This is a genomic window from Pseudomonas sp. BN515, assembly GCF_029873155.1.
Lineage (GTDB): Bacteria > Pseudomonadota > Gammaproteobacteria > Pseudomonadales > Pseudomonadaceae > Metapseudomonas.
Genome location: NZ_SSOH01000083.1, coordinates 44410 through 58155, shown reverse-complemented (window position 1 = coordinate 58155; position 13746 = coordinate 44410). Strand labels below are relative to the sequence as shown.

The 13746-nt window shown below is 60.6% G+C and carries 11 protein-coding genes and 2 tRNA genes; 9 read left to right on the top strand and 4 right to left on the bottom strand.

The annotated features are described in order from the left end of the window. Positions 1-321: 321 nt before the first annotated feature. The 7 genes from E8E91_RS23330 to E8E91_RS23300 all read left to right on the top strand — a co-directional run bounded on the left by E8E91_RS23330 (position 322) and on the right by E8E91_RS23300 (position 6180). Entirely contained in the window at positions 322-1902 is a 1581-nt protein-coding gene (locus E8E91_RS23330; RefSeq protein WP_348532228.1) for a multicopper oxidase domain-containing protein, read from the top strand. 39 nt (positions 1903-1941) lie between these two features. Further along, positions 1942-2568, top strand: a complete 627-nt coding sequence (locus E8E91_RS23325; RefSeq protein ID WP_280379189.1) for an SCO family protein — start codon at positions 1942-1944, stop codon at positions 2566-2568. 289 nt (positions 2569-2857) lie between these two features. Further along, entirely contained in the window at positions 2858-3502 is a 645-nt protein-coding gene (gene uvrY / locus E8E91_RS23320) for a UvrY/SirA/GacA family response regulator transcription factor (RefSeq protein WP_151133991.1), read from the top strand. Position 3503: 1 nt separating this feature from the next. Continuing rightward, positions 3504-5327 carry an excinuclease ABC subunit UvrC gene (gene uvrC / locus E8E91_RS23315; protein ID WP_280379186.1) on the top strand — a complete coding sequence of 608 codons (1824 nt, stop codon included), beginning with the start codon at positions 3504-3506 and terminating at the stop codon, positions 5325-5327. 32 nt (positions 5328-5359) lie between these two features. Then, positions 5360-5920: a CDP-diacylglycerol--glycerol-3-phosphate 3-phosphatidyltransferase gene (gene pgsA / locus E8E91_RS23310; RefSeq protein ID WP_190833490.1), complete on the top strand. Its 561-nt coding sequence runs from the start codon at positions 5360-5362 to the stop codon at positions 5918-5920. A 69-nt stretch (positions 5921-5989) separates the two neighbouring features. Further along, positions 5990-6065 (top strand) — tRNA-Gly (locus E8E91_RS23305). 41 nt (positions 6066-6106) lie between these two features. Next, a tRNA-Cys gene (locus tag E8E91_RS23300) sits at positions 6107-6180 on the top strand. Between the two features lie 293 nt (positions 6181-6473). Here E8E91_RS23300 and E8E91_RS23295 read toward each other — a convergent pair. Further along, a complete protein-coding gene (locus tag E8E91_RS23295; protein WP_280379184.1) occupies positions 6474-7262 on the bottom strand; it encodes a hypothetical protein in 789 nt (262 codons plus the stop codon). Positions 7263-8739: 1477 nt separating this feature from the next. Here E8E91_RS23295 and E8E91_RS23290 point away from each other — a divergent pair. Then, a complete protein-coding gene (locus E8E91_RS23290; RefSeq protein ID WP_280379182.1) occupies positions 8740-8994 on the top strand; it encodes a hypothetical protein in 255 nt (84 codons plus the stop codon). A 170-nt stretch (positions 8995-9164) separates the two neighbouring features. Then, positions 9165-9380, top strand: coding sequence for a hypothetical protein (locus E8E91_RS23285; protein ID WP_280379181.1), 216 nt, complete (start codon positions 9165-9167; stop codon positions 9378-9380). 761 nt (positions 9381-10141) lie between these two features. Here the strand turns inward: E8E91_RS23285 and E8E91_RS23280 are convergent. The 3 genes from E8E91_RS23280 to E8E91_RS23270 all read right to left on the bottom strand — a co-directional run bounded on the left by E8E91_RS23280 (position 10142) and on the right by E8E91_RS23270 (position 13681). Further along, positions 10142-10885 carry a DUF3726 domain-containing protein gene (locus E8E91_RS23280; protein WP_280379179.1) on the bottom strand — a complete coding sequence of 248 codons (744 nt, stop codon included), beginning with the start codon at positions 10883-10885 and terminating at the stop codon, positions 10142-10144. Further along, positions 10885-12588, bottom strand: coding sequence for a hypothetical protein (locus tag E8E91_RS23275; protein ID WP_280379261.1), 1704 nt, complete (start codon positions 12586-12588; stop codon positions 10885-10887). The genes E8E91_RS23280 and E8E91_RS23275 overlap by 1 nt, the downstream gene beginning before the upstream one ends. 187 nt (positions 12589-12775) lie before the next feature. Then, positions 12776-13681, bottom strand: coding sequence for a LysR family transcriptional regulator (locus tag E8E91_RS23270; protein ID WP_280379178.1), 906 nt, complete (start codon positions 13679-13681; stop codon positions 12776-12778). Positions 13682-13746 lie beyond the last annotated feature (65 nt).

Genomic DNA, 13746 nt, shown 5'->3' with positions numbered 1-13746 from the left:
CGCTAAACAAAACGAGCGAATGCTCAAACAGCCTATTCCTTCACCGGTGAGGTCCTTACCAGAGGCGCCTTAAGGCGCCCGGCCGGTGTCGAGGGCCAGCAACTGGAGAGAGTCATGAAACGCCCTGACTGCGAGCACGCTACAGGTCGGCCTGAGGATTTGGCAGACGGCGAAGGGAGAAGGACATTTCTGAAATTGACAGCAGCGACGATGGCGGCGCCGTTGCTGATGACGGGCACCAGGGCCCGAGCAGAAGTCGCGCCCCCGGTGTTTCCACCCAGTCCGCCGACTGTTCCCTGGGCCCACGAATTGCCCACCCAGGTGAATCCCATAAGCCCGGTTTCGTCCCTGAGCCCGGTACCTACCGAGGTTGCCAACGTCGCCGGGGGCGAGGCGGGGAGAAATCCCCATCAGCGCTGGGCGCAGTTCGCGCCGGGTGCGCTGCTCTACGAGATCAGCGCAACTGAGCGAAACGACTGGGTCTACAGTCCGTCCTATCCAGCCCAGCGCCTCTGGGGCTTCCAGGCCAACAGCAATCCGGACAAGACCATGCCCAGCGCCACTTTCCATGCGCGCTATGGGCGTCCGTTGATCTGCCGAATCCATAACAAGTTGCCGCAGAACCACGTAGGTTTTGGTACGCCGGAAATCTCTACCCACTTGCACAACCTGCACTGCGGGTCGGAGAGCGATGGCTTCCCGGGTGATTACTACAGCCCGAACAAGCATGGCCCGACCTTGTCGGCCAACGGGCGCTTCAAGGATCACCTGTATTCGAACGTCAAGGCCGGGTTCGAGGCGCGGCAGGACCTGGTGGGCGATCCCACCGAGGCACTGGGGACGCTCTTCTATCACGACCACACCCTGGACTTCACGGCGCCCAATCTCTACCTCGGGCTGGCGGGCTTCTATTACATATTCGACGAGCTGGATTCGGGGGACGAGGCCGACCCCAATCCCAATGCACTGCGTCTGCCGAGCCATCCGTACGACTACCCGCTGAACTTCAATGACCGGCGCTTCGACGCGAACGGTCGGCTGTTCTACGACCAGGTCAACCCGGAAGGAGTCCTGGGCGACAAGGTGGCGGTGAATGGTCGAATCGAGCCGGTTTTGCGGGTCGCGGCTCGCAAGTACCGTTTCCGACTGCTGAACACCGGGCCGAGCCGTTTCTACAACCTGGCGCTGGTCTCACCGACCAATGTGCTGCAGAAGTTCACGCACATCTCCAACGACGGCAATCTGTTCCCGGCGCCACTGCTCAATCAGACCAACGTGACCCTCGGTGTTGCCGAGCGTGCGGACATAGTTGTCGACTTCTCGAAGTACGTGATCGGCACCCAGTTGTACCTGGTCAACCGGATGCGCCAGGTGGAGACCCGCCTGCCCAAGGACATCAAGGAACCAGGCGACCGGGTGATGAAAATCATCGTCGACCGCTATCCGCCGTCCCAGGATTTGAGCCGGGTGCCGGCCACCCTGAGGCCTTTGCCGGTGATTACGCAGGCGGAAATCAACTCCGCACCGGTGCGGCGCTGGATCTTCGAGCGCGATAAGGGCATGTGGGCGATCAATGCCAAGTTCGTCGATGTGAACGTTGCCAGGGCGCAGATTCCGAAGGGCGGCTATGAGATTTGGGAGCTCTCGAACGTCAACGATGGCTGGAGTCACCCCATCCATATCCACTTCGAGGAAGGGCGGATTCTGCAGAAGATCGTCAATGGGGTCAGTGTTCCTATCCCGGCCCATGAGCAGGGGCGAAAGGACGTCTATGTGATTGCGCCCTTCACTACATTGCGGATCTTCCTGCGCTTCCGCGACTACAAGGGCAAGTACCCCATGCACTGCCACAACCTGATCCATGAGGACCACGCCATGATGCTGCGCTGGGACATCGTCTGAGGCCTGCTGCGGCGCAACTTCGAGGTGGGAGGAATCGTCATGAACACGCGAAGAAACATGCTGGCTGGAATCGGCGGCGCTGCTGCCCTGCTGGCCGGTTGGACGGCAATGCGCGGAAGCGCGGGCCAGGCGGAAGCCACTTCCGCACAGGGAGGCGGTGCCATTCCGTTTCCCAATGTCACGCTCTATACCCACGAGGGGCGGAAGGTGAGGTTCTATGATGACCTCATCCGCGGCAAGGTCGTGACCTTCAACATGATGTACACCCAGTGCGAGGGCAAGTGCCCGACCATGACGGCCAACCTGCGTCAGCTACAGGAGCTTCTGGGAGACAGGGCGGGGCGGAGCGTTTTCATGCACTCCATTACCCTGCAGCCGTTGCTGGACACGCCGGATGTGCTCAAGGCCTATGTCGAGGAACATCACATAGGACCGGGCTGGGCATTCCTGACTGGAGCACCGGAGGACATCGACGCCATTCGCTTCAGCCTGGGTTTCTATGACGTCGATCCGGAGGTCGATCGCAACCTGGCCAGCCATACCGGCCTGGTGCGCATGGGGAACGACAACTACCAGCGCTGGACCATGGCCCCGGCATTGACCGGCACGCAGCATATTCTTGCCACGCTGAACCACGTCGACCGCGAATGGGACGCGGTCTCCTGAAGTGAAGAAGGGTGTCCCTGATTTAACAGGGACACCCTCGCGCTCTTTGTCGTCCTTTCTTTATCATCCGCATCTGAAATGTCGGGCAATTCATTGTAATTATTCGTATTCGACTGCCATCGGGTGTCTGATCGGGCCGGCCGGGGGCTCTTTTCGGTTGATAAATTGGCGCTGCCCGTTTGACGGCCCTGCATCCGGAGCTAGGTCATTCTCCGCTCATTTGCTAATGTGAGCTTCATTTGAACAAGCTTGCTGCCATGGCAGCGCGCGATGCACTGAGAGGTGTCGCTTGATTAGGGTGCTGGTGGTCGATGACCACGATCTGGTGAGAACGGGGATTACCCGCATGCTGGCCGATATCGATGGCCTGCAGGTGGTTGGGCAGGCCGATAGCGGCGAGGAGGCCCTGAAGAAGGCGCGGGAACTGAAGCCTGATGTGGTCCTGATGGACGTCAAGATGCCCGGCATCGGCGGCCTGGAGGCGACCCGCAAGTTGCTGCGCAGCCACGCCGATATCAAGGTGGTTGCCGTGACCGCCTGCGAAGAGGATCCCTTTCCCACCCGCCTGTTGCAGGCCGGCGCGGCCGGCTATCTGACCAAGGGCGCGGGCCTGGAAGAAATGGTCCAGGCGATTCGGCAGGTCTTCGCCGGCCACCGTTTCATCAGCCCGCAGATTGCCCAGCAGTTGGCGCTCAAGTCCTTCCAGCCCCAAGCCAGCGGATCGCCCTTCGACTTGCTGTCGGAGCGTGAAATCCAGATCGCGCTGATGATCGCCAATTGCCAGAAGGTCCAGAGCATTTCCGACAAGCTCTGCCTGTCGCCGAAAACGGTGAACACCTACCGTTACCGGATCTTCGACAAACTCTCTATTTCCAGCGACGTGGAACTGGCGTTGCTGGCTGTTCGACACGGCATGGTAGACGCCGTCAGCTAAGATGTCCGACTCATTCGATGCGAGTGCTTTCCTTGCCGCCTGCAGCGGTCGTCCGGGGGTTTACCGGATGCTCGATGCGGGCGGCAAGCTGCTTTATGTAGGCAAGGCGAAGAATCTCAAGAAGCGCCTGGCCAGCTATTTCCGCAAAACTGGCCTGGCCCCGAAGACCGCCGCCCTGGTGGGGCGCATCGCCCAGGTCGAAACCACCATCACTGCCAACGAAACCGAGGCGCTGCTGCTCGAGCAGACACTGATCAAGGAATGGCGGCCGCCCTACAACATCCTGCTGCGTGACGATAAGTCCTATCCCTACGTGCACCTCAGCGACGGTGACTACCCGCGGCTGAGCATCCATCGCGGGGCGAAGAAGCAGAAGGGGCGTTACTTCGGGCCTTATCCCAGCGCTGGTGCCATCCGCGAAAGCCTCAACCTGCTGCAGAAGGCATTCCTGGTCCGCCAGTGCGAGGACAGTTACTACAAGAACCGCACCCGGCCCTGCCTTCAGTACCAGATCAAGCGCTGCAAGGCGCCCTGCGTAGGCTTGGTGGACCCCACCGAGTACGCCGAGGACGTGCGCCACTCGGTGATGTTCCTGGAAGGGCGTAGCAATGCGCTGACCCAGGAGCTTTCCACGGGAATGGAGGAGGCGGCCCAACGTCTGGATTTCGAACGGGCGGCCGAACTCCGCGACCAGATCGCCATCCTGCGCCGCGTCCAGGATCAGCAGAGCATGGAAGGTGGCACTGGCGACATCGATGTGATCGCGGCTATCGCTACCCCCGGCGGCGCTTGTGTGCACCTGATCAGCGTTCGCGGCGGGCGTGTGCTGGGGAGCAAGAACTTCTTCCCGCAGGTGGCCATCGAGGAGGAGGGCGCTGACGTGCTGGTGGCGTTCATTGCCCAGTATTACCTGGGCAATCACGAGCGCGACCTGCCCAGCGAACTCATCGTCAACACGACCCACGAGGATTTCCCGACGCTGGCTGCAGCGTTGGCCGAATTGCGTGGCCGCGAGCCGGATATCAGCCATCGGGTACGTGGTACTCGCGCGCGCTGGCAGCAACTGGCCGTCACCAACGCCGAGCAGGCATTGGCCGCACGCTTGGCCAATCGGCAGCATACGGCGGCACGCTTCGAAGCACTGGCCGAAGCCCTGGGCCTGGACGAGGCGCCACAACGCCTGGAGTGCTATGACATCAGCCATTCAAGCGGCGAGGCGACTGTAGCCTCGTGCGTGGTGTTCGGACCTGAAGGTGCGCTGAAGTCGGATTACCGTCGCTACAACATCGAAGGGGTCACCGCGGGCGACGATTACGCCGCCATGCATCAGGCGCTGTCGCGCCGCTTCAGCAAGTTGAAGGACGGGGAGGGCAAGCTGCCTGACATCCTTCTGGTGGACGGCGGCAAGGGCCAGCTCGCCATGGCCCAGGAAGTCCTGAAGGAGTTGGCGGTGCCCGAGCTGATCCTGCTCGGTGTGGCCAAGGGCGTCACCAGAAAGCCCGGTTTCGAAACCCTTTACCTGAACGATGCCGCTCACGAATTCACCCTGCCGGCGGATTCCCCGGCACTGCACCTGATCCAACAGATCCGTGACGAAGCGCACCGGTTTGCCATTACCGGGCACCGTGCCCGACGCGGCAAGGCGCGACGCACCTCCAGCCTGGAAGACGTCGTCGGGGTAGGGCCCAAGCGACGCCGGGAGCTGCTCAAGCATTTCGGCGGGCTGCAGGAACTGAATCGTGCGAGCATCGAGGAAATCGCCAAGGCGCCAGGCATCAGCAAAAAGCTTGCTGAGTTGATTTATGCGGCCCTGCACAGCGAGTAGAATGCCGCCTTCCTTCAGAACTAGCCGTAACGATGAATATTCCAAATCTGCTCACCGTTCTGCGCGTACTGCTCATTCCCGTCTTCATTCTGCTGTTCTATCTGCCGTTCTCCTGGAGCTATCTGGCAGCCAGCGCAGTCTTCGCCATTGCTGCCGTCACCGACTGGTTCGACGGCTATCTGGCCCGTCGCTGGCAACAAAGCACTCCCTTCGGTGCCTTCCTCGATCCGGTGGCAGACAAGCTGATGGTGGCGGTGGCGCTGGTACTACTGGTGGAAGAGCACCACAACCTCTGGCTGACCCTGCCGGCTGCGATCATCATCGGCCGCGAAATCGTGGTGTCGGCTTTGCGCGAATGGATGGCGGAACTCGGTGCGCGTGCCCATGTGGCAGTGTCCAGTCTGGGTAAATGGAAGACCGCCGCGCAGATGGTGGCGCTGGTCATTTTGCTGGCCAACCCGCCGCTGCTCACCTTCTGGGTCGGCGTTGGCTACTTCCTGCTGATCCTGGCTGCAGCGCTGACGCTCTGGTCGATGCTGCACTACCTGCTGGCGGCTCTGCCGCACCTCAGCACCGACCCGAAGGAAAAATAAAAGTTTTTTGAATCAAGGGGTTGACGGCGCTTCCTGAATCTATAGAATGGCGCCCGTCAACACGACAAAGCGGGAATAGCTCAGTTGGTAGAGCACGACCTTGCCAAGGTCGGGGTCGCGAGTTCGAGTCTCGTTTCCCGCTCCAGTTTCACGCGATGACGCCGCTGCAAGCGGCGTCATCGTTTAGGCCGGATGGCAGAGTGGTCATGCAGCGGATTGCAAATCCGTGTACGCCGGTTCGATTCCGACTTCGGCCTCCATCTAAAAAGCCCCGTAGATCAAAAATCTACGGGGCTTTTTTCATTCCTTGCGAAAGTCCATAGCGCGGCTTCGCGACAGGTGTCATCCCAACGATTCTTCAGCTCCGGCTAGCTCAGACACGGGCTGCAGGCGATGCTACTCCGGTGTGCATCCTTGATGCAGTCGACGTCCCAGGAAAGAGCCCAAGTCAGTCAGCGAAGCTGTGTCTGCGGAGTCGTTACTCGCAACCAGGGTTTTGCGGGTGCGCGGATGGTGCATGGGTGAAAAGAAGCTCACCTTCAAATCGCCTGGATCACTGCCCGGTGATCTTCCTATACCGCCTCTGATACTCCTGGTAGCCCAGACCAGTATCACGTTTTAGCTGATCCAATTGCTGCTGTTTTGACTGTTCGCGAGTGATGCCGCCGCCATCTCCGGTAGCTCCGCCACCACCACCGTCTGATACCGGCTCGTATTCCGCGCCTTCGCGGGCGGGACCTGGCGGTGGCATGGCTGGCTCAGTCGTTGCTGGCGGTGTGGAAGCGGCGGCAGGTTGTGGTGCGAAAATCTGGGGCGGAGCGACCGTACGGATATCATCCACCATGTCTTTGGCGATCGCCTGGATCTGCACATCAGTCTCGGCAGATAAGACATCCTCCCAGGCAGGCGATGAGGTGTCGTAGGTTCGTTCCCCGTATCGCTTCGCTGTCCGCGCATCCAGGTAGGTCACCTCGGCATCCACCCAGGCATCGTCAGTCCAGAAGTCGAAGGCCGCGTTCTTCGCTTCCGTGACATAGCGGAAGTCGTTCACGTCGATCACCACCAGCACCCCAGGAGTGGTGCCCATTCTGATCTCGCCGGCCTGCTCGGATACGGAGAGTCCATATGTCGAAGCTTCACTCTGAAGCGCGGCGCGCCAGGCCGACTTCAATCGTGCCCAGTCGGCGCCGCCCGTAGCCTTTCCGCTGCCCCTGAAATTGACGACCAGCTGGGATCTGGATTCCGCAGGTATCTGAAGCGGCTCAGAGACCTCTTCCCTGGTCATGTCGGCGGCGCAACCGTAGAGCGCCAAGGAGGTGAGGGCGATCGCTATGGTGCGCATCGAAACTCCCTGTTGTGGTTATTCGTGCCGCAGTGAGGTTTCCGAACTCTGCTTCAGCTCGAAACTGCAAGCGGGTATCAACACCGAGTGCCTCAAGGGTTCAGCCTTTGGCGTTTCGCGCTTCACCGATGACGGGGCCTGTTTTCATGTGAGGAATCCTGTGTGTCTTCTGCCCTGGGCGCAAGCGTTGCACGCAGGATTTGCTTGCAAGAAGGCTGCGCCATTCAGAGATGTTGAGCGAATAGTCGGAAGGAAATGACGCGCCGGCTCCGTTGAAAGACGCTTGAGCGAGCGGACTTGCGATACTGCACCGCTGGTTCGGAAGGCCAATGTCGTGGGGGTGAGGTTACGGGTTGAACCATGGGGCAACCTGTCGCCGATCCACTACAAGCAATCCGCCTGAATCGCGACAGCAAATGTCCGTGAACAACGATTTTTGGGCTCTTCCAGATTCAATACATTGGCCTCCCCGTGGCACTCATCCATTGGGCGTGAGTCATCCAGTCGAGCATCAGGGGGCGCTGTATGAACCTCTCGAAATTTCGGACTCGATCGATCTTCCAGGAATGGGACTTTCTGATTGGGGTAGCCCAGGACGCTGATCTGCCGAAGGACGTCCGGCAGGACGCAGCCTGGTTGGTAGAGCACCATCCGTACTCTCAAACGATCCACCTGAGTCTGTCTGTTCGTCCGGAGAGGGGCGAGGAAGATCTAAGGCGTGGAGACGACGAAGACCAGTCGTTCGATGCAATGCCGTCTGTGTAGAAGACGCTTGGTTACAGGCACTGGTAAGCGCCACCGCGTGGTCAGTGGTGCGCTTCAGAATGAGCGTGAAATGGGCATCTGTGCCAGTTGTGAGGCAATGGTGGCTGAGCCGGACCCTACCCGTCGGCGTGGCTACGGAGCACTGATGGCGGTTTGCGTTGAGGGAGCACCCGTTGGCAGGCGTTGTATTCGCATGCGCTGCCTGGAGTGCGGAAAGGAGTGGCTGAAGATCGAGCCGACCAAGGGGCTCTGGGCCGTGTGCTGGATGGAGGGATGACCACCGCGCTGTCTGTCTCTTCCGGTCTATCCACGATCAGATTCAGGCCACGGGTGAACAGCCTGGCCAATTCCTGCGGTACGAATGCCGGCCGCCGGTTCTCGGCAGCCGGAAATTCTGTCGCGCCTACGATTGCCCTGCCTCTGGCCAGGCAACTGCTGCTTACGAACGCGAGCCGCTTTCTTAATAACGCGTCAGGAAATCTGGCGTCATCTCTGGTCGCGTTAATTGAGGTTGAATCCCCAGTTTCCATGAGAGTCAAACTTCGATGGAGGTCCCGCCATACGGGTGATTGCATCGCCTCGAACGACAGCTGATGTGGCTGTAAAAAGGCGCCCAGAGAGGCGAGCTTTCTCTCGTCGATAGACGTGGTGCCATTGGCGAGAAATGTCATTGCCATGCGCCCCGTCGGCACGTGGGGTGTGAATCATGGGCATGAACCAACTGAACCAGCAGCTGTGCCAGGAGTTGCTGAAAATTGAAATGCGGTGCGAGGAAGCCACCGTACCCATCTGGCTGGTTGCCAGGGGCTTACCGGGGAGGCAGGCGTTGGCTCTTATGGATGCGATTGCCTTGCTGCACCAGAACGTCGACTCCTTGCATCTGCTCGCCGAGAAGCTCGAGTCGGGGAAGCTCGTTGCCAAAGGGTCTGTCGTCAGAGTGGTGCACAGGGGGCCAGAAATGGGGTGACTGGGGCGGGTTGAACTCGACTACCCAAGAAAGCCGGCACATTGGCCGATCGTTTTCTTCACACGGCTGTTCCTTTCGTCTGCGATCCAGAGCACTGCGTCGTGTGGCGCTGGCGTGTTGGCTGTTGGAGCTTATTGACTTGGGATAAGGCACCCTGGGTGGATGTCCCGATGAAGAATGACAGAGAGATTGCCTTGATGCAGGCGCTGGTGGCGGTCCTGGCTGCAGCAAAGGACCTTGGTGTAGGTGATCAGGTGGTTGCCAAAGCGACTGCTGGGCTCGTCAGCAATGACCCCAAATACCGATGGCTGGAGCGGTCGCACTCCGTTTCCCCAATCGCAGAGATCGAGCAAACCTCCGGCTGGGTAGGGCGCCAGGGCGGTTAGGAAATCGTCTTTGAGTCGTTGAACACAACGAGCCGAGTCCTGCTCCTGGCCCAGCGAAATCGTGCCGCTGAATCGGCTGGCGGACGCCGCCGGCCTTGTCACCAATCCACTACAAGTACTCGTCGCAATCGCTACAGCAGGTGTCTGCGAACGACGATATTTGGACTTGCCCGGACTCAGTACATTGATAGTTCGTGAGCCTCATGCACCGGCAGGGGCCATTCAATCGAGTTTCAAGGGGTGGTGTATGAATCCGTCCAATGCGCAAGCGCAATCGGTTTACCGGGTGTGGGACTTACTGATGGGATTGGCCAACGACACAAAAATGTCCAGGAATGTCCGGCGCGAAGCGACTTGGTTATTGCGGCACTATCCATATGCCCGGAATGCAAACCTCATCTTTCCACTCCCACCAGGCACCGGAGAGCAAGGGGAAGCTACTACGCGTCCCGAGCGGTAACTGGCTGCCGGCATCAACGCAGCTCACGACATGGGTCCTACGTCGTTGAGTCGATGCGAATTTGTATGCCCTCGACACCGCCGTGCGACATGGAAGTTTTTCGGGCACTCAACCCCCCGCCATAGTGGGGGCGTGGAAGGGCATTTGGCCTAAGTGACCACTTGCCCAGCACGTCATTTCAATTTGAACGGGATGACCGTCCAAGTCGCGCATCCATCTTCAGTACCCTGCGCAAAGAGTCAGAGCCGGCGGCCCGACAACCATGGATTCCATGGCAACCGGGCAGCCGGAGCCATGATGCTCAGCGTCCGCCTGCACCGCTGCGCGAGCGTTCAGAGCTTTCCACCAGTACCGCTTCAGAGAGCTGGTTGAGGCGTTGCCACAGGGCCGGGGAAATCTCCGTTCCATTTTCCAGGGCCTGTTGGCGGGCCAAGGTAAAGTCCGCCGGGGTAACGCAGCGTTCCTCCCGGGCAGCCCCGACCTCAAGCTCCGGTTTCGGGTGGGAGACCGTGCCCAGATCCAGCGTCAGCGACTGCCGATTGGCCTGGGGCGGATGATCGGGAAGCCGGTATTCCCGGTAGCTCGGGTAGGCGGCACCGGCTTCGATCCGGGCGACGTGACGGCGCACCGGGTCATGGCCGTTATCCCAGCGCGCCTGGGCCCATAACCCTTGCCGTGCGCAGTCCGCCAGTAGTTTGAGGATGAACTTGCGGTTGTGGCAGTGCCGGATTTCCACACGGATCGAGCCTTGCTCCAGCGCCTGCACGCAAGCCAGCTCCAGCAGTATCGGCAAGCAGTTCAGGGCGCTGCGGCCATGGCACTCGGCAATCAAAGTGGCCGGTCCTTCAGCGACCAGCTCGTTGGCCTGGCGGTCACGGTCGGCAACCAGGTCCAGCGCTCGCTCGAGTTCACCGAGACCGTCTTCGCGGTGTAATTGCAGCCAGCTGACCAGGGCCGCGGCGTCCTCATAGTGCCCCGGCGTATAGCCCATGCCCTCGAAAACGCGTTTGAGCAGGGCGGTAAGTTCGTTGGCGGAAATCAGCATCAAGACTTCTCCTGGCTAGGGGCGAGCGGCAGGAACCAGTCATCGTCGAAGGGATGGCCGATATCCTCCAGCAAGGGGGCGCCCTGGAACATGGTGTTGCGGACCCACAGACGTGAGCGTGGGTCGAACTTGCTCACCCCGAAGAACGACAGCTTGCAACGCAGCAGGTGCATGGGCAGTACGTCTCGATCCAGCAGATTGGCGCGGATCTCGCCGTAGTGGGTCAACGCCATCCCTTGAATGCGGCGGACTATGCCGCGCTGTTCCGGGTGACGCAGCAGGAAGCGCGCAACCCTGTGCTGCGGGTTCTCGGCCACGTACTCGGTAAGCCGCTGGTAGCACTGCTGCACCAGGTAGCCGATGCCAAGGGGCATCTGCTTTTCCCGACCCTCATCGAGGCTGCAGCTGCCGAGTCGCGGTTCCTGCTTTTCTTCGGACCGGTACCAGAAGGTTTCCTGGGCTCCGTCTGCGTTGAAATCGATTGCCAGGGCCCAGTCGTAAGTCGCCTCGATCAACGCTTTCAGGCGAATGACGGGCATTTCCGGGTTCAATTCGAGCTGCTCGGGCAGGGCGAGCCGATCTTCGAGTTCGTCCACCAGCTCGGGGTGAAGCTCCAGCAGGATGCAGTTGATCAGTTCCTGGCCCTGCAGGCTGGCGTGGCGCTGTGCCCAGTCCAGAAGAGGCTGCCAGGTTTGCAGCGGATACTGGTCCAGGCGCTCGTGCAAGGCTTGCAGGTCCGTCAGGACGCGTTGGTTGTTACCGGTCTGCCATTCATCTTCGGTGAAGGTTTCCTGGAGATGGCGAATGGCGCGGTCCACCAGCTGTGGCAGGCGATCCAGCTTTTCGGGAGCCACCGGGGCCGACGCAAGGATGCGCGCCAGGGCCAGTTCACGCATTTCGATCCAGCGGCTGATCAGTTGCGGGTGATTGATCAGGTAGGGGGCCATGCCCAGGCCGGTGGAATTGCCGATGCCGAAGTAGCGCTTGAGTCTCGGCTCCAGCGTCACGGCAGTGGCCGGTGAGCGGCGTTGGGCGATGTACTCGGCTTGCTGCAGGCTGAAATTACGCAGCATGAAACAGGTGAACATCTCCGCGGCGAAGGGCCGGGCGAAGTCCGGGTGCTTGCGGCTGACCTTCTCCCAGTCAGCCATGCCCAGCTTGCCGCTGCCGTAGACCGCCGTTGTCCGATAGAGGTAGCCGACCCGCGCGATCTGGGCGACGTCTGGCTGCCGGCCACCGGCAAGGGCATCCACCACGCTGTCGAAATTGCGCACGCTGCGGTTGGCGCGTGACAGCACCATCACTTTGGCGTCGAGCCGGCCGGCTTCCTGCAGCGGTACGTTGCGGCGCAGGTAGTCGACATAGGCATCCTCGACTTCGCCCTCGCAGAGCGCCATGGTCAGGTCCCACTCGCTGGCGATGACCCGGTCATTGCGCTTTTCCGGTGCCAGGTACTGAGAGAAAAGTACGAAACTGAACAGGTCGTTGGGTGTACGGATACGGTAGATCACCGTGCCGTAGCCCTCGGCATCCAGGTCGAAGCGCTGCGCGTCGATCTGCCAACGCTCGCTCATGATCCGGCGGACCAGGCTGCGCATGAAGCTCAATCGGCTCTGGTGCAGGCTGCCCAGACGTTCCAGGTCCATGACCAGGCTGGCGGGGCGCATGGGCAGGGACTCGGCCTCGGGCAGACCGGATTCCATGATTGAAGGGGTGCTCATCATTGGGCCCTCAACTGGCGTAACCGCATACCCGGGCCGGCTGGCGACCGGGAGCGGCTTGTTATTGATCTGCCGCCGATGGTGGGACAGCAGGCTGTCCCGAGCAATTCAGATCGCCCTATCGGTTGATAAGGAAGCCTTATTCAATTGGCTAGGTCGATCAGAAGGGCTATCGCCAATCATCCGGCTCGAGTTCGTTGTCGCGCAGGATGAATTCGAACAGGGCTTGGGCCGCCACGGGCAGTGAACGGTTGGCCAGGCGGACGATACCGATGTCGCGGGTCACCAGCGGGTCCGCCAGGGGAATGAAGCGCAATTGGCCGGCTTCGGCGGGGAAGGCGAAGCGGGGCAGGGTGGTGATGCCCATGCCGGCCTCGATCATCGCCAGCAGCGAAATCATGTTGGAAATGTAGAACTGCGAGTCGGCCACGAGCTCCTCGGCGCTGGTACCGGCCAGCAGGCGGGAGGTGCCGTTGGCGATCAGGCGCTCGCCGCGCAATTGCTGCCAGCCGATCTGTTCCTCGGATGCCAGCGGGTGGGCCTGGTGGCAGACCACACCGATGCTGTCTTCCCAGATGGGAATGAAGCGGATATCGCTTTCCGGTTCCCAGAGGCTGGAGATACCGAAATCCACCTGCTGGTTCTCCACCATGGTCAGCACCGCTTCGGAGTTGTCATCGAACAGGCTGACGTGCAGGTCCGTGGCGTCGCCTATGAAGCGCGTGAGGATGTCGGGCAGCAGGCGGCTGGCAATGGAGGGCACCGAGGCGATACGCAGATGCCCCGACTTGTACTGGGCGATCAGGCTCATGTCGCGCACCACGCGATCATGGTGCTCGATCAGTTCCTTGGCATAGGCGAGGAACTGCAAGCCGAAGGGCGTCAGCTCGGGCTTGGTGACGCGTGCGTTGCGCTTCTCGAAAAGGGCCTGGCCCAGCTTGCCCTCCAGGTCGCGGATGGACAGCGAAATGGCCGGCTGGGTGCGGTGCGCCCGCTCGGCTGCCGCATGGAAACCCTGAAGCTCCGCAACCCAGACGAAGTGGCGCAACTGGACGATCTTCAGGTCGGGCAGCATGGTAAGTTTTCCTTATCAATCAATATTTACAACTAATTTTAGTTTATATGAGGTGGCACCTACCA

Excerpts from the sequence above, each read along its gene's own strand:
- E8E91_RS23325 (WP_280379189.1), top strand. The coding sequence starts at position 1,942 with ATGAACACGCGAAGAAACATGCTGGCTGGAATCGGCGGCGCTGCTGCC.
- pgsA (WP_190833490.1), top strand. The coding sequence starts at position 5,360 with ATGAATATTCCAAATCTGCTCACCGTTCTGCGCGTACTGCTCATTCCC.
- E8E91_RS23285 (WP_280379181.1), top strand. The coding sequence starts at position 9,165 with ATGAAGAATGACAGAGAGATTGCCTTGATGCAGGCGCTGGTGGCGGTC.
- E8E91_RS23275 (WP_280379261.1), bottom strand. The coding sequence starts at position 12,588 with ATGGAATCCGGTCTGCCCGAGGCCGAGTCCCTGCCCATGCGCCCCGCC.
- E8E91_RS23295 (WP_280379184.1), bottom strand. The coding sequence starts at position 7,262 with ATGCGCACCATAGCGATCGCCCTCACCTCCTTGGCGCTCTACGGTTGC.
- E8E91_RS23290 (WP_280379182.1), top strand. The coding sequence starts at position 8,740 with ATGAACCAACTGAACCAGCAGCTGTGCCAGGAGTTGCTGAAAATTGAA.
- E8E91_RS23280 (WP_280379179.1), bottom strand. The coding sequence starts at position 10,885 with ATGCTGATTTCCGCCAACGAACTTACCGCCCTGCTCAAACGCGTTTTC.
- E8E91_RS23270 (WP_280379178.1), bottom strand. The coding sequence starts at position 13,681 with ATGCTGCCCGACCTGAAGATCGTCCAGTTGCGCCACTTCGTCTGGGTT.
- uvrC (WP_280379186.1), top strand. The coding sequence starts at position 3,504 with ATGTCCGACTCATTCGATGCGAGTGCTTTCCTTGCCGCCTGCAGCGGT.